This is a genomic window from Hyphomonas sp. ske169 (genome assembly GCF_056850855.1).
This window is the reverse complement of sequence record NZ_CP096146.1, coordinates 665,343-684,021: the sequence shown is the minus strand read 5'-3', so window position 1 is coordinate 684,021 and position 18,679 is coordinate 665,343. Positions and strand designations below refer to the sequence as shown.

Genomic DNA, 18,679 nt, shown 5'->3' with positions numbered 1-18,679 from the left:
ATGCTGGAAATCAGTTTCAACTGAAACGATTGGATTATTTAGTCTCTGATTGGGGTTCCCGGCGGGTTGCGACGAACAAAATGCCGATGGCGATTGTGCTGATCAAAACACTGAGACCGATCCAAGAGCCGCGCAGCAACCATCCGCTGAGTAAACAGGCGAGCAGCATGCCGCCAATGGCTGCGTACTTTCCTTTGCGAGAGATTTCACCGCGTTCGACGAAGTCTTTGACGATTGGGCCGACGCCTGGGCGGGTATAAATCCAGTCGCGGATTTTCGGGTGCGATTCCGCTAAACAGAACACGGCGGCGATCCAGAAAATCGTCGTCGGCCACAGCGGCAAGACCAAGCCCACCGCGCCGATGCCGAGGAACACAAACCCGCAAGCCACCCAAAGCCACCTCATGCGACCTCCGCCGCGGCGGCGGCACTGGCCCATGCCCATTGGAAATTATAGCCGCCCAACCAGCCGGTGACGTCGACACACTCGCCAATAAAGAACAGGCCGGGCTGAATTTTGCTTTCCATGGTGCGGGAAGATAGGGCGTCGGTGGCAACTCCGCCAGCCGTGACTTCCGCCGTGCGCCAGCCTTCGGTGCCTGCAGGCTTTAAGCGCCATGATTTGAGGCGTTGAGCGAGATGGTCGATCTGACGGTTGGATAAGCTCGCCAGCTTCATTCCAGGATCGAGCTCAGCCTCACCGGCAAAATAGGTGGCAAATCGCGTCGGCAGATTCTCGGCGAGCAGTTGCGAGACGGGCTGTTTGGGAGCTGCGGTCTTGGCCTCCTGCAACCAGTCCAGCGCCGACTGACCCGGCAGAAGATCGAAACAGAGCGACTCTTTTTCGTGCCAGTAGGACGAGACTTGAAGCACGGAAGGCCCGGAGAGGCCGCGATGGGTGAGCAGCATGTTCTCAACAAAGCTCGGCCCCGTTTCCGCTTTCGCTTCTACTGGGATCGCAACGCCTGATAAGCTGGAAAATGAGTCCTTATAGGCATCTGTAAACGTCATCGGCACCAAGGCCGGGCGCGGTTCTACAATCTCGTGCCCGAACTGTTTTGCCAGCTCATATGCGAACCCAGTTGCGCCGATTTTTGGGATTGAAAGCCCGCCGGTCGCAACGATCACGCTTTCGGCACGAATGGCACCAATCGAGGTTTGCGCCAGAAATCCATCCGCATCACTGGCAATCTCATGAATCTCGGTTTCGAGCTTTAAAGTGCCGCCAGAGGTTTCAAGCTCTTTGATCAACATCTCGATCACGGCGCCGCTTTTCTGGTCGCAGAAGAGCTGGCCAAGCGTTTTCTCATGCCAGGTCAGACCATGCTCAGCCATCAAGCCGCAAAAGTCCCAGGGGGTGTAGCGCGCTAAAGCTGATTTCGCGAAATGGGGGTTCTCAGACAGGAAGCATTTTGGCTCGGTTTCGAGATTGGTGAAATTACAGCGCCCGCCCCCTGAGATGCGGATTTTCTCTGCTGGTTTTTTGGAGTGATCCAAGACCAAAACTGAGCGCCCGCGCTTTGCCAAACGTCCGCCGCAGAACAAGCCGGCAGCGCCGCCCCCCAGAACCAAGGCATCAACGTGTTCCAAATTTCGTTTCCAATCCAGCAATCGTGGCGAAAAAGTCTTTATTCCGCCCTGTTGGCGGCAAGCCGAAGCCGTGTAAAGGATGAGTCAATTGAGAGAAAGGGACTTCACCATGACCGGTTGGACATCAGGGGTTCGTAGCACGCTACTTGGGGCAACGCTTATTGCATTGGCTGCTTGTGGCGGGGGAAACACGTCCACTGATGAAATTCCGCCGCCGCCAGAAGAGGCGGAAGGTCAGGTTGTTGAACGCTCTCGATCCGCGCAAGTCGCTGCTGATCGGCGAGAGCGAGAACGCCAGAGACTGGCGCAGCGCGAGGGTGAACAACGCTTCGCTTATGTGCGCTACGCCCCGGATACGAGCGATAGCCTTCCCAAAGCTTGCTTGGTCTTTTCAGAACCCCTCGACCCGAGTGCTGACTATTCGATCTATGCACCAATGGATGATGGTGTTGAAGTTGCCTATGACGTCAACGGCGCTCAGCTTTGCTTGAGCGGATTGAGCTTTGCCGCGTCCTATACGCTGACCCTAACTGAGGGCTTGCCATCCGAGGATGGCGACGAGCTTGGACGGGAAGAAGAAGTCCAAATCAGTTTCGAAGACCGCCCGCCTTATGTCGGCTTTAGCGGATCTGGTGTTATCCTGCCTCGTGAAGACGCTGATGGTCTCGCCATCGAGACCGTCAATGTGGATCGGGTCAAGGTCAAAGTCTCGCGCGTCAATGACCGCGCATTGGCGTTCAAATCCGTAACCAAAGGCACAGAAGCGCAACAAGGGCGCTATTCTTACATCTATGGCGACGAGAATCCGAACGACCTCTCCTCGGAGGTTTGGTCGGGTGTCATGGACATTCAGAACCTCAAGAATGCGCCAGTCGTCACCGTGTTTCCGCTACCGGATGTCATCGGCACGCTGGAGCCAGGCGCCTATTACATTGAGCTGACCGATGCGATTGAGCTTGATCGCTATGAAGGCCCGCCCGCCTCAGCCAAGCGATGGGTGATGCTGACCGATCTCGCGCTAACCGCGTATCGCAGCGATTCGGGATTGGATGTGACGCTGAGATCGCTGCAAGATGGCCGCGTCATGCCCAACACACCGGTGCAATTGATCGCGTACAATAATGAAGTGCTGAGCGAAGCCGCAACAGGTGTGGATGGTCGCGTTTCGTTTAATCCTGAACTGCTGGCCGGCACCGGTAATATGGCGCCAAAATTGGTGCTCGCGTCTGGGCTGAAGGGCGATACCGCGATCTTGGACCTGTCGCGCGCGCCGGTTGATCTATCGGAGCTTGAAACAGGCGGCCGGGTCACACCCGGTGAAGTCGACGGCTACCTCTACACCGAACGCGGCATCTATCGCCCTGGTGAGACCGTACATGTCACCGCGATGATGCGCGATCGGGCAGGCCGGGCAGTGACCGAGCGAAACGGAACGCTGATCACGTACCGTCCGAATGGTATGGAAGCCTTCCGCGTGCGCTTTGCGATTGGCGAAACTGGCGCCTTGCAGCGCGACATCGAACTCCCGCGCGGTGCCTCGCGCGGCATGTGGCGCAGCGTGGTTGAGCTTGATGGGCTCGGCCAAGTCGGTTCAGTTTCTTATTCGGTCGAAGACTTTGTCCCGCAACGAATTGCCGTCGAACTCGAAGCCGAGGAAGCGCCGTTCCTACCAGGTGATGATGCGCGCGATATCGATGTTTCCGCGCGGTTCTTATATGGTGCCCCTGGCGCGGCTCTGACGGTCAAAGCGCAAGCGCGCGTGGAGGTTGATCCGAACCCATTTGGCTATACCGGCTTCAGTTGGGGGCCGCATGATGGCAGCTTCCGCGAACAGATTATCGACTTAGCCGATCGCGCGACAGATGGCGCTGGGGTTGCGACGGTGCGCCTTGCGCCTGGCAATCGTGGCCGGACCGCAGATATTCCGCTGCGGCTGAACACAGTCGTGAACGTGCTTGAGCCTGGTGGTCGCGCCGTCTCTGAAAGCATCCGTATCCCTTATCGGCCAAAGGATCGCTATCTCGGAATCAAACCTGGATTTGATGGCCGTCTGGCGAATGGCGAAGAAGGCACGTTTGAAATCGCCGCGCTCGGCGCAGATGGCGAAGGCGTTGTCGAAGATCTGAGCTGGAAAATCCTCGAAATCAATTATCACTATGATTGGTATCGCGAAGATGGCCGTTGGAAATGGCGCCGCTCTCGCACCGTTCGCACCGTGAATGAGGGCGGGCTGCGAACTCAAAACGGCGCCGCAAGCATCACCGTCTCTGGCCTGCAATGGGGCGCGCATGAACTGGTTATCGAAGCTGAAAATGGCGACCGGGCGAGCCGCGCGTTTAGCGTCGGTTGGGGCGGCGATGTCTCTGATGATGGTGTTGAGGCGCCGGACCGGGTTGATGTCGTCGTTGACGAACAGCAGATCGTGTCCGGCCGTCCGGCCGCGCTGACCATCATTCCACCCTATGATGGCGAAGCTCAAATCGTCGTGGCGACCGATCGCATCCTGTCGATCGAAACCCGCGCTGTTCAGGCATCTGGCACCTCGATCACGCTGCCCGTTTCGGATGAGTGGGGCGAAGGCGCCTATGTCATGGTCAATGTCTACACGCCGCGCGATCCTGTCGTGCAATCAAAACCGCGCCGTGCAGTGGGTGTGGGCTATGTGCCAGTCAGCATGGAAAGCCGAACCTTCAATGTTGAGATTGAAGCGCCTGAGCTGATCCGTCCGGGACGCGAAGAAACGATTACGGTCTCGTTGGAAGGTGGCCCGCGCGAGAAAGCCTTTGTAACGCTTGCCGCTGTTGATGAAGGCATTCTGCGCCTGACCAAGTTCTCAAGCCCGGATCCAACCAAATGGTATTTCGGCAAGAAAGCCATGGGTCTGTCGCTCTATGATGATTATGGACGCTTGCTGGATCCGAATCTGGGTTTGCCTGCCGAGGTTAGAACCGGCGGTGACCAACTTGGCGGCGAAGGACTGTCTGTGGTGCCAACCCAAACGGTCGCGCTGTTTAGCGGTGTCGTCGAAGTTGGTCGCGGCGGTGAAGCCGAAATCGAGTTCGATATTCCAGAATTCAATGGCGAATTGCGCCTTATGGCGGTGGCTTGGTCTCAGACCGGTCTCGGGGCGGCAGAGCAGCCGCTCACCGTCCGGCGGGAAGCACCCGTCGATTTGATCCTGCCGCGCTTTATGGCGCCAGGCGATGAGGCGGTTGCAACCGTGAGCATTGATAATGTCGAACTGGCGAGCGGCGAGTTTGATGCCACGCTCTCAGCCTCGACACCGCTCAGCATTACAGCAGGTGAGTTTGTGCAAACGATCCCTTCCGGAACTCGCTCGGACTCGAGCATTCGGTTCTCTGCCGATAGTTCTGGGATTTCCAATCTCTCACTGAACGTTTCAGGCCCGGCCAATTATAGCGTCGCGCGGTCTTATCAGATCGAGTCCCGCTCGCCATTTTTGCCGGTGACGAATGTCAGCCGCGCTCTGATGGAAGAGGATCAGACGTTTGCGCCAGAGATGAGCCTGTTCGATGGCTTTGTGCCGGGTACGGCGCAGATGACGGTGAGTTTCTCTGGTCTGCCTGTGGATCCGAATGCGCTATATAATTCATTGGCGCGCTATCCCTATGGTTGCACCGAGCAAACGATTAGCCGCGCACTGCCGCTCATCTATGCCGAGCAATTGGTCGAAGAAGGCGCCCGGGACAATAATCAGCCAGTGGCAAGAGATCGCGTTCAAGCCGCCGTATCTCGCGTCCTCAATCGTCAAAGCGACAATGGCGCCTTTGGTCTTTGGCGTGCGGGCGATGGCTACGCTTCACCGTGGCTCGGCGCGTATACGACGGACTTCCTGTATCGCGCGAAAGAGCAGGGATATGAGGTGCCGCAAGCCGCTTTGGACCGGGCCTATCAGTCGCTGCGCACGATTGCTCAAGGCGATGCCTGGCGCGTCTACGGATATCAGACCGATGTCTATGAGAGCCGTTGGCATGACGATACTGAGAAAAAGCTGATGAATCGCTCAGCGCCATACGCGCTCTATGTCTTAGCCCGCGCTGGCAAGGCCGACGTGTCGCGCTTGCGCTATTTGCACGATCGCGAACTGAGCGAGATGCAGTCACCGCTAGCGAAAGCTCATCTGGCCGCCGCACTGTCTTATATGGGCGATCGGTCTCGCGCGTTCAGCGCATTTAATGCGGCGGAGGAAGCGCTCGGTTATAATAATAGCGGCGACTATTATCAGACCTCGCTGCGCGATCTGGCCGGTGTTTTGGCCCTCGCTGCCGAGACAGGGTTCAATGATCATGTCGCGCGCCTGGCGGAACAGATCGGCGAGGACACGCCTGAGCCTGAGCGTCTGACCACCCAAGAGAAAGCCTTCATGCTCTTGGCCGTTGGCGGTCTAGCGCAAGAGGATGGCTTGAGACTCGACGTCGATGGACTTGGCCGGAATAGCAGTAATGATCGCCGCTATTTCGTGACGCCGGAACAAGTTGAACGGGGTGTCAGTTTCCGCCTGCGTCGCGGATCTACGCCGATCTTTCGGACGGTTATGGTCACCGGCTCGCCCGCGAGTGCGCCAAGCCCGGCGAGTGAAAAGCTCTCGGTCACCAAGCGGATTCGCACTCTGCAAGGCGCCCGCGTGAACCTTGATGACATCACTCAGGGCGATCAGCTGGTGGTGGCGCTGACGGTTTCACCGCGGGAGCGACGCAATAATCCGGTGATTATCGCAGATCTATTGCCGGCCGGATTTGAAATCGAGACCGTCCTCCGCCCCGCCGATGGCGCGCGCGAGTTTGGAACCGATGGCGCCTTTGCTTGGATTGGCGAGATCGATCAAGCTGAAACCGCTGAAGCGCGCGATGATCGCTTTGTTGCCGCGGTCGATGTGGTCAGCGACGCTCGCACCTTGGCCTATGTTGTGCGGGCGGTGACGCCGGGATCGTTCACAATGCCGGGCGTGGTGGCGGAAGACATGTACCGCCCAGACGTGTTTGCTCGCTCTGCGGCCAGCGATCTGACGATCGCACCGCTGGTGTCTGGCCCAGGCGGCGACAGATGATTTGGCTCAAACGGTCAGCGGTCGTCCTCGCGGCATCGCTGGCTGCCATCTTTGTCCTGGATAAACTCTTCCCGCCGCCAATTGAGCGGGGACGAGTGGTGTCGGTGATGATCACCGATCGGGATGACCGGCCCTTAAGGGCGATCCCGCTTTCGAATGGGACGTGGCGGTTCGCAGCTGACCTCGATGAGATCGACCCGATCTTTGTCGAAGCGCTTTTAGAGGTCGAAGACAAACGGTTCTGGTCGCATGGCGGCACGGATTGGATTGGAATGATCCGCGCCGTCACGAGTTCGGCAAGCGCCGGACGGATCGTATCTGGCGGGTCGACAATCAGTATGCAAACCGCTCGGCTGTTGGAGCCGCGTCCGAACCGAACGATCGGCGCCAAACTGATCGAAATCGTTCGCGCGCACCAGATCGAATGGCGTCTGTCAAAGCGCGAAATTCTGGAACTTTATCTCACGCTCACGCCTTATGGTGGGAATTTAGAAGGCATTCGCGCGGCGAGTTGGCGGTATTTCGGTCGCGCGCCGGATCGTTTGTCTGATGATCAAATTGCGCTGCTCATCGCGCTGCCGCAGTCGCCAGAAGTGCGGCGTCCAGATCTGCGCCCAGACGGCGCTCGTAAGGGACGCGATTCGATTGTCGCGAAGCTTGAGCGGCTGGAATATCTCCCAGCGCACCGGGCAGAGGAAGCCAGATCAGCCTATATTCCTGGGCGGAGCTACGCCTTCCCAGCGCGCGCTTGGCACGCGACGGGAAACGCCGCGGGTGATCGCAGTCGTGACGTTCGATCGACGATAGATGCGGGCTTGCAAGGCGAGTTGGAACATCTGGCGAAACGCTATGTTGAAGAGCTCGGTCCTGAAACTCAAACGTCAATTCTGGTCGTCGACATTCCGACCCGGGCCGTGCGCGCCGCAATTGGGTCTGCGGATCGAAAACGACCCGGCGGTTGGCTTGATCTGACGGCGCAACCGCGTTCGCCGGGCTCAACTTTGAAACCGTTTATCTATGCGTTGGCATTCGATGACGGAGCGGCGGCGCCTTCGACCCGGATCGCCGATTTGCCAAAACGGTTCGCGGCCTATCAGCCGGAGAATTTTGATCGCTTGTTTCGGGGCGACGTACGGATTTCAGAGGCGCTTCAGCACTCATTGAATGTACCCGCCGTGCTAACCCTTGATCGGATCGGCCCAGCCCGGTTCGCCGCGGCGCTGACCTTGGCCGGTGCCTATCCGCGTATAAACGGAGCCGCCCAGAAAGAGCCTGGGCTGGCATTGGCGCTTGGCGGGGCAGGCCTCACCGCGCAAGAGCTGGCAATCTTGTACGCCGCGCTTGGGGATGGCGGGCAGGCTAAGCCTTTGGTTTGGGATAAGGATAAGCTGGGGGATCCTGGCCCGGCCTATCGCTTTATGAGCGCCGACAGTGCCGAGAAGATCATCAAAATCCTAAAAGATACGCCCGCGCCTGCGGGACGGATGCCGGGCCGTTTGACCGCCAACGCACCGGAAGTCGCCTTCAAGACAGGGACGTCCTATGGCTATCGCGATGCTTGGGCAGCAGGTGTGGTTGGCGATTATGCGATCATTGTCTGGGTTGGGCGGGCCGATGGCGCGCCGCGGCCAGGTGAGACTGGGCGTAAAGCGGCACTTCCATTGCTGTTTGAAGTCGCGGATCGGGCCAATCATCATTTGGGCGAAACAGGTTCGTCTATGTCGCGCTTGATGAGCGAGCAAAAACAACAAGCCAAGGGCGCATTGGCGCAGTTTGACGACAAAGCCCGCCCGCCAGAAATCTTGTTCCCGCCGCGCAACGCTGAGCTCTGGGCTGGCGCTGTGGATGGGCAAGCGGCCCGGCCCTTCGTGTTTGCCGGGCGCGGGGAAGGCGACCTGCAATGGTATGTCGATGGCGAGCCGATTCTCGCCGATGCTGGGGGGCTCCCCAGCTGGCGCCCAGAACGGGCCGGGTTTTACAAAGTCTCCGCAGTTGATCCGGTTGGCCGGTCTGCCACAGTCGAGATCCGCGTGCTTGGTGAGGCCGGATAGTCCAGACTGCCCCGTGGAGAAGTCTGGACATACAGGGCGAAAAAAGTGACACTGGCGTCATGAATAAGACCCATTATGACGTACTGATCGTGGGCGCGGGCCTTTCAGGCATCGGCGCCGCTGTGCATTTGCTCAAAAAATGCCCCGGAAAATCCTATCAAATCCTCGAAATGCGAGAGGCGATGGGCGGCACTTGGGACCTGTTCCGCTATCCTGGCATTCGCAGCGATAGCGACATGCATACGCTGGGCTTCAATTTTAAGCCTTGGAAAGCGCAAAAGGCGATCGCTGATGGCCCGGCCATTCGCGACTATATCCATGAGACAGCCGATGAATACGGCATCAACCCGAACATTCGCTATGGGCATAAAGTGGTCAGCGCGTCTTGGGATAGCGAGGCTGCTCAATGGACCGTTGAGGTTAAAGTTGACGGCAAGCGCAATAAGCAAAAACTGACCTGTAATTGGCTGCACATGTGCGCTGGTTATTACAAATATGAGCAAGGCTACACGCCGGAATTTGAAGGCCGTGATGACTTTGCTGGTGACGTCATTCACCCCCAGCACTGGCCCGAAGATTATGATTATTCGGGCAAGAAAGTTGTCGTAATTGGATCCGGCGCGACGGCGATGACACTGGTGCCTGCGATGACCGACAAGGCCGAGCATGTGACCATGTTGCAGCGGTCGCCGACCTATGTCGTCTCGCGGCCATCGGAAGACAAATTCGCCAATGGGTTGCGCAAAGTGCTGCCGGGCATGATGGCCTATGGCATCACGCGGTGGCGGAACGTCTTGTTCCAGCTCTTCTTCTATAACCGGACCCGGACGAAGCCCGATAAGGTGAAGCAGAAACTCTTAGAGATGACGCGCGAGCAGCTTGATGACGAATATGTCGAGAAGCATTTCACGCCGGAATATAATCCCTGGGATCAAAGGCTCTGTTTGGTCCCAGACAGCGATCTGTTCACTGCGCTGAAAGAAGAAAAAGCCTCAGTCGTCACCGATCATATCGATCGCTTCACAGCAAAAGGCATTAAACTCAAATCGGGCGAGGAATTAGAGGCTGATCTGATCGTGACGGCGACCGGGCTCGATCTGCAATTCATTGGCGGCACCGACATCATTGTCGATGGCCGTCAGCAGAACGTGCACGATTTGCTCAATTATCGCGGCGCGATGGTCTCGAACATTCCAAACATGACCGCGGTGTTCGGCTATACCAATGCCAGCTGGACCCTGCGTGCCGATCTGACCAGCGAATATATGTGCAAAGTGATCAATCACTTGGACAAAGAGAACTATGTCGAAGCTCGTCCTGTAGCCGACGGTGTTGAGCCGGCATCGGACTTCCTCGACTTCTCATCCGGCTATGTGCAGCGGGCGATGGAGCGGTTCCCACAGCAAGGCAAAGAGGCGCCTTGGCTGATCACGCAGAACTATGCGCGTGACATCTTTTTGATGCGGCACGGAAAGCTTGAAGATGGCGCGCTGATCTTCCGCCGGGCGCACGAAACGGTCGATCAAGTCGCTGGTCTCGTGCCGGTCGCTGCAGAATAAAAACAGATTGCAGTCCTCACGCGCGATTCAATCTTGAATGCGCGAGCGCTCCGGCGTATGTGGGGCGATAGTGCAGCCTTAGCTCAGTTGGTTAGAGCGCCGGTTTGTGGAGCCGGAGGTCCTTGGTTCGAAACCAAGAGGCTGTACCATTCCTCCTTCAGATCAAGAGATTACGGACGCGGCTTGAGCCAACCATAGGCGCTTTCATAATTCTCATATCCCTCAGCGGGGACCACATAATGGCAGCGCAATTGGCTGCTGATAAAGTCGGTAATCACGAACCGGTCTGAGCTGAGATAGTGATCGCCGAGAATCGGCTTGATCGCATCGGTGGCTTCTTGAAGCCTGTAGTGGGGAATGGTCGGGAAGACGTGATGGATCACGTGAAGATTGCCGATATTGTGGGTGAGCCAGTTGAACGGGCCATAATTGCGGTCGACCGAGGCAAGCGCGCCTTTCAGGCGGGTCCAATCTTTGTCGTCATAGACCGGCACGTCTGGATCAACATGCTGCATATAAGTGACGAAGGTCAGCCAAGCGCCATAGATGAGATAAGGGGCGAGGATATATTTCGCGAAAAAGCCCCAGCCGAAAACCATGCCGAGGCCAATATAAAGCGCCAGAAATCCTAGCAGAGACGCCAATCCGAGATACCACGAGACGCGAACTGATTTGGTAAAAAGATCGCTCTGAGGGAGATAATGGCTGCCCGTAATGGGCTTATAAGTCGTCAGATTCCGAATGCCCAGTTTGTACATCGGCCAGCCGATTAGGACGAAGATTCCCGAGCGGAAAATGATCTTGCGGAACAAAGTGTCTTCGCCTTTTCCGGCCGGGCGAAAGACTTCTTCCTGACGGAAATGACCGGTTTTCATATGGTGTAGCGCGTGGCTGCGCTGCCAACCGCGATACGGTACCAAGATCGCGCCATGGACGAGAATACCGACAATCGTGTTCACCGTGCGATTGCTTGAGAACGAGCCATGTCCGGCATCATGCCCAATGACAAATAGCGACCACAACATCGTACCAATCAAGAAGAGAACCGGCCACTCAATGTACCATAAACTCGTATTTGCCAGAATTGCGTAGAGCCCTGCGATCACGGCGACATCGAAAGCCAAATAGGCAAAGGATCGTGCGGTACTGGGCTGGAAACAGCGCTCCGGAATGGCGTCGTGGAGATCTTTTACGGTGAATGGCAGCGGTGAAGGGTTCATATCTATCCCAAAGTATTCGATCTTTTGTTCTGTCTAGATGCTTATTGTCTTATAAAAGCGCATGTATTGTTAACAGGCTATGCGCGGATTGCGCGCACCAACAGCGCTGTTGATCCACTTGGAAGCGTTTCCGAGCGGAGCTGACTCACACCTGGTCTTGCCCCATGGGGTGACGAAAGCTACGAAGCACCCCATATCTGTTGCGGCGCGGCACCGCGCGTCGTTTTTTATGGAGACAGGATGTCAAAAGAAGAAATCATCGAGTTTAACGGGACCATCGTTGAACTTCTGCCGAACGCGACGTTTCGCGTGAAGCTGGAAAATGATCACGAGATCATTGGTTATACAGCCGGCAAAATGCGTAAGAACCGCATTCGTATCCTCACCGGGGATAAAGTTCTGGTCGAAATGACCCCTTATGATCTGACCAAGGGCCGGATCACATATCGTTTCAAATAGGCCTCTCGCCTTGAGTGAAACTGAGGTTCCAGAAGGATTTGAGCGGCACTTTCGTCGCTCCGGCCTGACCGATCCCTGGGAACCGCTCTATTCCAGAAAATTAGACGACCGCATTCAAATGGGGTTGATCCTAGCCGAGCCGCATTGCAATTCGCGGGGCCTGGTGCATGGCGGCTTGATCGCCGCTCTTGCCGACAATGCGATGGGCCTGTCTTGTGTGGTCGCGCTGGCAAATGCTGGCCGCGATGCAGGGAAGGGACTGGTGACGGTGTCGCTGGGCGTTGATTATGTCGGCAGCGCGAAGCTTGGCGAGTGGCTGTTGATCGATCCTGAACCCGTCAAAGTCGGCGGCTCCATCGGCTTTGCGCGCGCGCTGATCCGCAGCCAAGACAAGCCGGTGGCCATGGCCAACGCCACTTTCAAAATCCTATGACTAAGCTTGTGCTCGCCAGCGCCAGTCCACGGCGTCAGCAATTGCTGGCCCAGATTTCCGTAACGCCCGACGAAATTAAACCTGCCGACATTGATGAAACCCCACGCGCCAAAGAAATGCCGCGCGTCTATGCCGAACGGCTTGGCGTTGAGAAAGCGGGTGCGATTCATCAAGCGGGGCAATTTACGATCGCCGGTGATACGGTGGTGGCGCTGGGGCGCCGGATCTTGCCAAAAGCAGAGACCGATGACGAGGTTCGCGCCTGCCTAGAGCTCGTCTCAGGCCGGGCGCACCATGTCCTAACATCGGTCTGCGTCATGGGACCCCGTGGCGATGTTGCCAAACGCCTCAGCGATACGCGGGTCAGCGTCAAACGCCTAAGCGGGGCGGAAATCGAGGCGTATATCAAGTCTGGCGAAGGCATCGGCAAAGCAGGCGGTTATGCGATCCAAGGGCTGTTTGGCGCCCATATTCGCCAAATCAGCGGCAGCTATACCGGCGTGATGGGCTTGCCTGTCTATGAAACGGCGCAGCTGCTCACGGGGCTCGGCTATCGATTGTAGAAATCGAACTCAATCTCATACTGTAAATGACCGTCACCGAGGGATAGGTCATAATCGCCAAAACCATAGACATAATCGAACCGCACCGACTGCGACGGCAGATCCGAGGAGTCGCGGCGGCGAATGGCATTGCGAAATTCTAGGATTTGCGTCGGCGCGCCCAATAGATCGGCGAGCGTATCGGCGTTTCCAAGCGAGCGGATAAAATTTCCGTTCCGGGCATTGCTGCCAAAGGACATGCCATCATCATTTCCTCTCCGGGTCACGCCATAGCGAAACTCGACATTGTTCAGAAGGTTCGCAGAATTGAAATCATCTGTGCTGCCGATCAGCCTGGCCTGCGCGGTGAGATAGAAGTCTGTTCGGGAGGACAGATAAAAGCTGCGTTGCGCAGATGTGTCTGCTGCAACAAGATCAGTGGTCATAGTTAGCTCGAACGGATCCAAGCTGTCGCTCGCATCCAAGAAGCCATTGCCATTCGCATCCGTGGGCAGCCGATCAATCGACCCATCGCCATTGGTATCGATCCCCAAAACAACGCTTTGGTCCTGTAGGGGGACGGCATGAAATCCTTCTGTCCGGGTGCCCGTAATGACGGGATTTACCGCGCCTGCGCCTTGAAACGGGTTGCCGGTCCATGGGATCATTCGGCCGCCAACTGGAACGCTTCCGCCTGTGGCGAATACGTAATTATCGTAGACATCGAAAGTAAAACCATCATGGACAACGACACAGCCATAAACGCGGCAGTAAAAATCGGAATCGAGCCATGAGGCTAAGGCTGGCGGCTGCCATGAAAGCAGCGCGCCACCCAAAGCGAGAAATTTAAGCCTATTCAAGCGCCGTTTCTGCATCGTCACTTCCGCCGCTCGGAAGCGCCGTTTCTTCAAACGACAGATCCGATGTAAACGGCTCCAACATCACTGCGCCGCCGGCAGCTTGTGGCGCAAAAATATTCTCAAGCGTCACTTTTACCTGCGGATTGGCCGGCAAGGCGTCTGAGATCGGCATGCGATATTTGCGGCTACCTTCGTGCAGGACGACGAGATTGCTAATCGGCTCACTGATTGTTTCGCCGGAATCGCCGGTAATTTCGATATCGCCGCGCAGCCGAGCATGCGCGTTTCCACTGTTCTCAACGTCAAAAACGATAGCGGTTTCGCCATCGGCGGACTTCGAAACGACCGCTGTTTTAACCTCTGGTGCGCTCTCAGCGTCACCCATGGTGAGATAGAATAGGCTGGCAATCTGATATTTCTTCCAGACCCCTGATTGGCCAGAGCGTTCTTCTGGCAACAGCGTCGATGCGATCAAAGCAAACCGGTAATCGCCTTCGCGATCAACACGGATCGGCGCGGCCATATCAACAATGATTTGCTCGGTTTCGCCCGGATTGAGCGTGACAAAGGCGGGGCTGAAACGCACCCAATCCGCGGCGGAGACGTCGCTTTCTCCGGGAGGTGCGAGATCGATCTGGCCCTCCTCGTCGAGGCTCCAATCGGCTAGACCGAGCGTCAAAGAGATGGTTTGTTCTTGGTGAACATTGCCAAGATTGATGACTTGGCGTTGGCGATCGCCTGGCTGAACCGCCATTTCCACTGTGGTCGGCTGCAAGCCGATGCCAAATGGAGCCGCAGGAGCAGCGATTGCTGCCATTGAAATTGCTACAAGACTCGCCCGTAGCGCCGAAGATAAGCGCATAGAATACCCCTGATTTTTAAGCTCTTATTGACCATAGAATAAAACAGGAGGGTTACCGGATCCTTTCCAACCGAATCAGAGCCTTGCGAGACGATGGCGCCTCGGGTAACGCGATCTCATGAAACTACCGGGTCATAAGAAACGCAAACATGTGGCGGCTGATATTCAGTCGCGTGCCGGGCGATTGCGCGCTGAGCGAGAACTAACATTCGCAGACCATGGGTTTTTGCGGGAAAGCTTTCAGAATCTGCATCAAATCAGTGACGAGATGTGGCGCGCCAACCAGCCGAATCCGCGGCAAGTTGCTGAACATGCCCGTTTGCGCGGGATTAAGACCATTCTCAATCTGCGCGGCCCCAGCACGCGCGGCTATTATTTGCTTGAGAAAGAGGCCTGTGAGGCGAACGGGATCGAACTGGTCGATTTCCAGGTCTATTCCCGAGATACGCCGACTGCCGAGCGCGTGCTTGAGGCTAAGGCGCTGTTCGAAAAGATCGAATATCCAGCGCTCATGCATTGTAAGTCCGGGGCGGACCGGGCTGGGTTGATGAGCGTTCTTTATATGATTTTCCGGCAGAATGAGCCGGTCCGAATCGCGGTTCGTCAGCTGTCTAAGAAATACCTGCATATGCGCGAGGGCAAAACGGGGCTCTTGGACGCTTTTTTCGAGGCTTATCTGGCCGCCGAAGCCGAAACAGGAATCGGCTTTGAGGCCTGGTTGACCAGTGAATATGACCGCGAGCAGGTGAAAGCTGACTTTTTGAAGTCTGGCCAAGCGAAACTCCGCCTCGATTGGATCTTACGGCGGGAATAGGCGCTTTTCCTCTGGCCTTGGGACGGGATTCGTGGAACGTTAACCAAGTGCGAAACATTGAGGAAAGGGGTTCGCCAATGAAAAAAGTTATCTTTGCATCGCTCTTCGCGATCGGCCTTGCTGCCTGTGGCGGCGGTGGCACTAGCGGCGCGAAAGCAGCGATGGTGTCTTCCTGCTTGGAAGATGGCACCTCCGATGAAAAGACCTGCAACTGCATGGCGGATCAAGCGATTGAGAAGCTCGATCCCAAACTTGTTGATATCATCGTTGAAGCCACCAAAGCTGAAGACGAAGACGCGTTTATGATGTCAAAAATGGGTGAGCTTTCACCGGAAGAAATGACGTCATTCATGACTGTCATGATGGGTGCCGCCACTGAGTGCGGCATGGAAATGTAACCCTGGAGCCAAACTGGTGAAAAACAACCCGGACCTGAAAGAACTCAGCTGTCCGGGTTTGTCTTTGAGTAGAAAGAGGATGCCATGAAATTCTTCATTATCAATAGCTTCCGTCTCATGGTTTATGTGGCCTATCTCGCCACGATCGTGATTGGCCTACTATTGGCCTATTATAATGCAGTGCCTCAGAAAGGGGCGATGATCACCGATCTAATCGGCATCGAAGGCACAATGGCGCAAGTCTTGTCATTTGTTGCTCTCTCTGTGGGAAGCTGGATTGCCGCAAGCGTTGTGGCCGGCTTGATCGTCACGATTCTTGATATTCGCGACGATATTAACGACCGTCTGCCAGACGCACGTCGCGACGACTAAAACGAAACTCGGGAGGGCCATATGACCGCATTACAAGTTGCCAGCGTCTACATTGCTATCAATATTTTGATGCTCGTATGGCTCGCCTTCCGGGTCGTTTCGAAACGGTTTCGCGGAAAAATCTCTATGGGTGATGGCGGTTCAGAGGAACTCGCCAAAGCCATTCGCGTTCATGGAAACGCGTCCGAATATACCCCAGCCATGCTGGTGGGGCTGCTGACGCTGGCCTTCTTACAAGGCCCAATCTGGGCCATCCATGCGCTTGGGATCGGATTTACGCTTGGCCGCCTGATGCATCCGATTGGCATGAATGGTGGTCCAATCATTTTGCGCCAGCTCGGTATATTGCTGACTTGGGCGACAATGGTCATTCTGTCGCTTGCCTTACTCTACTTGGTGTTTAGCTAGGCCCTTATGGCCAGCGATAACTCTATTCGATTGATCTTCACCCAAAGCCTAGACCGCACGCGCCGTTTGGTGCTGCCATCATTGCCCTATGCGGGGTTGTTCGTGGCGGCGTTCGGCAGTTTGATTTGGGCCGCCAATGTGCTGCCTGATGGCGGGACCGGGTTTGCTGTGTTTAGCGGCCTCACATTCGCGACGCTCTACATCCACAATCTGTTTTCCGTCTCGATGTATCGCGCTGTCTTACCCGCGAGCTCTGGGATTTCTCACGCGGCTTGGAAGCTGACGCTGGCGTGGATCCTGGTCATGGTCATCGCCGCGATCGCGGCCAGTATGATCACGCTATTCTTTGCCTTGATGGGCGCAAGTTTGGGAGTTGGGACGAGCGATGATGTGGAAAATATCTCAGATATGACCGCACAAATGCGGGCAGGGGGAACCTTTTGGCCGCTCTTTTCGCTGTTCTTGGCGACCCTGTTCGGCATTTTCTGGTTCGCGGTCCGGATCATGACCTTTGCCGCTGCGACCGCATCGCGCGGCCGCGTCCATGTATTGCGAACCTGGTACTGGACCAAAGGGCACTTTCGGAGCCTAGGCCCCGTCATGTTGGTTCTTGTCGTGTTGCCGCTCGTGGCGTTGATTTATCTTGGAACACAGGTCAGCGGCGCTTTTATTGGGGCAGCATCCAGTCCCATCGAAGCGGGCCTATCAGCGGCGCTGGTCATGCTCATCCTGCTGCCCAGCGCATGGCTAGGGCATGGGTTTGCGGCAACGGTTTTTGAACTGCTCGCGCCCGAAGATGATCAGACGACGACGCCAGATTCATAGAGTTTTTTGATTTTTTCTTCGTCATAACCGATCGAAGCGAGGACATCGCTCGAATGCTCGCCCATGCGCGGGGAGGCGCCCTTAGGACCATCATCTGTGCCGGGGAAGCGGATTGGGGAGGCCGGTGAGGCAAAGGTCGACCCATCACCGCTGGCGCTTGGGACTTGGGTAATTCCGCCCGCTGCGGCGACTTGCGGGTCTTTCGCCACTTCAGCCAGGGTTTGAACCGGCGCCCATGCGATGGCCTCAGCATCCAGCCGTTCAGCGATCTCGGCTTTGGTGTACTTGCCGAAGGCTTCATCCATCAGCGTCACCAGCTCCGCCGCATTGGCGCGTCGGGATTTGCCGGTCGTGTAACGCTCATCCTCAATCAGGTCGGATCGATCCATCACGCGGCAAAGCGGCGCCCAATCGACATTCCCTTGGCGTGAGACGATACAGATCCAGCTTTCATCCTTGGTTTTGAAGAAATTCATCAGCGGCTGGATCTGCTCGTGCCGTGATTTGGTCGACCCAATACGGCCAAAGAAAAGCTGGATGGCGAAATCAGACCCGAGCGCAAATAACGCCGCGCGGAGGAGGGAAGCCTCGACCAGCTGACCTTCACCGGTGCGTTGCGCCTTTACCAGAGCGGCGCAGATGCCTGCAGCGGCGGCCATACTCGTCGTATGATCACCAAAGGCGGTGCGTAGCGCGAACGGGTCTTGGCCTTTCGGGACGGTCAGCTGCCCGACGCCGGCCCGCGACCAGAAGGAGGCCACATCAAAGCCTGGCTTATCGGCATCCGGCCCTTCGAGCCCATAACCGGTGAGCGTGCAGTAAACTAGCTTTGGATTGATCTTGTGGAGATTGGCATAATCCAAGCCAGAGCGGCTCAACCCGCCCGGGCGCACATTGGTCAGAAATACGTCGGCATCCGCTGCCAATTCACGCAGGACTTTTTGCCCATCTTCGGTTCTTGTATCCAGAATGATGGATTTTTTACCGCGATTATCGAAGTCGAAGACCGGATTGTCCTGAAAATCGGTGCCGATCGTGCTGAAAAAGTTGCGAATCGGGTCCCCGCCTGGCGGCTCGATTTTAATCACTTCAGCGCCCCAATCACTTAAGATTCCGCCTGCGCCAGGGGCAGCCATATAGGTGGCGTGTTCGATGACTTTAATTCCGTCCAACATGGTACCCGATCTCCTTATTCGGCGCGATCATTCGCGGTTTGGT

At 56.5% G+C, this 18,679-nt stretch carries 17 protein-coding genes and 1 tRNA gene; 12 read left to right on the top strand and 6 right to left on the bottom strand.

Annotated features, from left to right (window positions below; all coding sequences use genetic code 11):
- Positions 1-34 precede the first annotated feature (34 nt).
- Together MY069_RS03230 and MY069_RS03225 are read right to left on the bottom strand one after the other, a co-directional pair.
- Positions 35-406, bottom strand: coding sequence for a YbaN family protein (locus MY069_RS03230; RefSeq protein ID WP_482795637.1), 372 nt, complete (start codon positions 404-406; stop codon positions 35-37).
- Positions 403-1,590, bottom strand: coding sequence for a BaiN/RdsA family NAD(P)/FAD-dependent oxidoreductase (locus MY069_RS03225; RefSeq protein ID WP_482795636.1), 1,188 nt, complete (start codon positions 1,588-1,590; stop codon positions 403-405). The genes MY069_RS03230 and MY069_RS03225 overlap by 4 nt, the downstream gene beginning before the upstream one ends.
- A 109-nt stretch (positions 1,591-1,699) precedes the next feature.
- Between MY069_RS03225 and MY069_RS03220 the strand changes: the two genes are divergently transcribed.
- The 4 genes from MY069_RS03220 (at position 1,700) to MY069_RS03205 (ending at position 10,417) form a co-directional block, all read left to right on the top strand.
- Positions 1,700-6,658, top strand: coding sequence for an alpha-2-macroglobulin family protein (locus tag MY069_RS03220; protein ID WP_482795635.1), 4,959 nt, complete (start codon positions 1,700-1,702; stop codon positions 6,656-6,658).
- Entirely contained in the window at positions 6,655-8,709 is a 2,055-nt protein-coding gene (pbpC, locus tag MY069_RS03215; RefSeq protein ID WP_482795634.1) for a penicillin-binding protein 1C, read from the top strand. The genes MY069_RS03220 and pbpC overlap by 4 nt, the downstream gene beginning before the upstream one ends.
- 59 nt (positions 8,710-8,768) lie before the next feature.
- Positions 8,769-10,268 carry a flavin-containing monooxygenase gene (locus MY069_RS03210; protein ID WP_482795633.1) on the top strand — a complete coding sequence of 500 codons (1,500 nt, stop codon included), beginning with the start codon at positions 8,769-8,771 and terminating at the stop codon, positions 10,266-10,268.
- 72 nt (positions 10,269-10,340) lie between these two features.
- A tRNA-His gene (locus MY069_RS03205) sits at positions 10,341-10,417 on the top strand.
- Positions 10,418-10,438: 21 nt separating this feature from the next.
- Here MY069_RS03205 and MY069_RS03200 read toward each other — a convergent pair.
- On the bottom strand, positions 10,439-11,488 hold the full coding sequence (locus MY069_RS03200; RefSeq protein ID WP_482795632.1) for a fatty acid desaturase: 1,050 nt from the start codon (positions 11,486-11,488) through the stop codon (positions 10,439-10,441).
- 240 nt (positions 11,489-11,728) lie between these two features.
- Between MY069_RS03200 and infA the strand changes: the two genes are divergently transcribed.
- From infA to MY069_RS03185, 3 genes are read left to right on the top strand one after another with little or no spacing between them, the layout of a single operon-like run.
- Positions 11,729-11,947 carry a translation initiation factor IF-1 gene (infA, locus tag MY069_RS03195; protein WP_406679123.1) on the top strand — a complete coding sequence of 73 codons (219 nt, stop codon included), beginning with the start codon at positions 11,729-11,731 and terminating at the stop codon, positions 11,945-11,947.
- A gap of 10 nt (positions 11,948-11,957) precedes the next feature.
- Positions 11,958-12,380: a PaaI family thioesterase gene (locus MY069_RS03190; protein WP_482795631.1), complete on the top strand. Its 423-nt coding sequence runs from the start codon at positions 11,958-11,960 to the stop codon at positions 12,378-12,380.
- On the top strand, positions 12,377-12,943 hold the full coding sequence (locus tag MY069_RS03185) for a Maf family protein (RefSeq protein ID WP_482795630.1): 567 nt from the start codon (positions 12,377-12,379) through the stop codon (positions 12,941-12,943). Before MY069_RS03190 ends, MY069_RS03185 begins: the two co-directional genes overlap by 4 nt.
- Here the strand turns inward: MY069_RS03185 and MY069_RS03180 are convergent.
- Both MY069_RS03180 and MY069_RS03175 read right to left on the bottom strand, forming a co-directional pair.
- Entirely contained in the window at positions 12,931-13,782 is an 852-nt protein-coding gene (locus MY069_RS03180; protein WP_482795629.1) for a hypothetical protein, read from the bottom strand. The genes MY069_RS03185 and MY069_RS03180 overlap by 13 nt on opposite strands.
- The gene (locus MY069_RS03175) at positions 13,775-14,599 is read right to left on the bottom strand and encodes a fimbrial biogenesis chaperone (protein ID WP_482795628.1); all 825 of its coding nucleotides are present in this window, start codon (positions 14,597-14,599) and stop codon (positions 13,775-13,777) included. Before MY069_RS03175 ends, MY069_RS03180 begins: the two co-directional genes overlap by 8 nt.
- Positions 14,600-14,762: 163 nt before the next feature.
- Here MY069_RS03175 and MY069_RS03170 point away from each other — a divergent pair, with 163 nt between their 5' ends.
- From MY069_RS03170 to MY069_RS03150, 5 genes are all read left to right on the top strand, one after another.
- On the top strand, positions 14,763-15,458 hold the full coding sequence (locus tag MY069_RS03170; protein ID WP_482795627.1) for a fused DSP-PTPase phosphatase/NAD kinase-like protein: 696 nt from the start codon (positions 14,763-14,765) through the stop codon (positions 15,456-15,458).
- Positions 15,459-15,535: 77 nt separating this feature from the next.
- Positions 15,536-15,856 (top strand): hypothetical protein, encoded by a 321-nt coding sequence (locus MY069_RS03165; RefSeq protein WP_482795626.1) that lies wholly within the window; start codon positions 15,536-15,538, stop codon positions 15,854-15,856.
- A gap of 84 nt (positions 15,857-15,940) precedes the next feature.
- Positions 15,941-16,228 carry a hypothetical protein gene (locus tag MY069_RS03160; protein ID WP_482795625.1) on the top strand — a complete coding sequence of 96 codons (288 nt, stop codon included), beginning with the start codon at positions 15,941-15,943 and terminating at the stop codon, positions 16,226-16,228.
- Positions 16,229-16,249: 21 nt separating this feature from the next.
- Positions 16,250-16,636, top strand: a complete 387-nt coding sequence (locus MY069_RS03155) for an MAPEG family protein (RefSeq protein ID WP_482795624.1) — start codon at positions 16,250-16,252, stop codon at positions 16,634-16,636.
- Positions 16,637-16,642: 6 nt separating this feature from the next.
- The gene (locus tag MY069_RS03150) at positions 16,643-17,461 is read left to right on the top strand and encodes a hypothetical protein (protein WP_482795623.1); all 819 of its coding nucleotides are present in this window, start codon (positions 16,643-16,645) and stop codon (positions 17,459-17,461) included.
- On the opposite strand, the gene MY069_RS03145 is transcribed toward MY069_RS03150, so the two are convergent.
- Positions 17,437-18,636, bottom strand: coding sequence for a CaiB/BaiF CoA transferase family protein (locus MY069_RS03145; RefSeq protein ID WP_482795622.1), 1,200 nt, complete (start codon positions 18,634-18,636; stop codon positions 17,437-17,439). The genes MY069_RS03150 and MY069_RS03145 overlap by 25 nt on opposite strands.
- Positions 18,637-18,679: the final 43 nt, after the last annotated feature.

Coding starts and splice junctions, on each gene's coding strand:
- MY069_RS03155 (WP_482795624.1), top strand. CDS start 16,250: ATGACCGCATTACAAGTTGCCAGCGTCTACATTGCTATCAATATTTTG.
- MY069_RS03175 (WP_482795628.1), bottom strand. CDS start 14,599: ATGGCAGCAATCGCTGCTCCTGCGGCTCCATTTGGCATCGGCTTGCAG.
- MY069_RS03230 (WP_482795637.1), bottom strand. CDS start 406: ATGAGGTGGCTTTGGGTGGCTTGCGGGTTTGTGTTCCTCGGCATCGGC.
- MY069_RS03185 (WP_482795630.1), top strand. CDS start 12,377: ATGACTAAGCTTGTGCTCGCCAGCGCCAGTCCACGGCGTCAGCAATTG.
- MY069_RS03165 (WP_482795626.1), top strand. CDS start 15,536: ATGAAAAAAGTTATCTTTGCATCGCTCTTCGCGATCGGCCTTGCTGCC.
- MY069_RS03220 (WP_482795635.1), top strand. CDS start 1,700: ATGACCGGTTGGACATCAGGGGTTCGTAGCACGCTACTTGGGGCAACG.
- MY069_RS03170 (WP_482795627.1), top strand. CDS start 14,763: ATGAAACTACCGGGTCATAAGAAACGCAAACATGTGGCGGCTGATATT.
- MY069_RS03210 (WP_482795633.1), top strand. CDS start 8,769: ATGAATAAGACCCATTATGACGTACTGATCGTGGGCGCGGGCCTTTCA.
- MY069_RS03200 (WP_482795632.1), bottom strand. CDS start 11,488: ATGAACCCTTCACCGCTGCCATTCACCGTAAAAGATCTCCACGACGCC.
- MY069_RS03160 (WP_482795625.1), top strand. CDS start 15,941: ATGAAATTCTTCATTATCAATAGCTTCCGTCTCATGGTTTATGTGGCC.
- pbpC (WP_482795634.1), top strand. CDS start 6,655: ATGATTTGGCTCAAACGGTCAGCGGTCGTCCTCGCGGCATCGCTGGCT.
- MY069_RS03145 (WP_482795622.1), bottom strand. CDS start 18,636: ATGTTGGACGGAATTAAAGTCATCGAACACGCCACCTATATGGCTGCC.
- MY069_RS03150 (WP_482795623.1), top strand. CDS start 16,643: ATGGCCAGCGATAACTCTATTCGATTGATCTTCACCCAAAGCCTAGAC.
- infA (WP_406679123.1), top strand. CDS start 11,729: ATGTCAAAAGAAGAAATCATCGAGTTTAACGGGACCATCGTTGAACTT.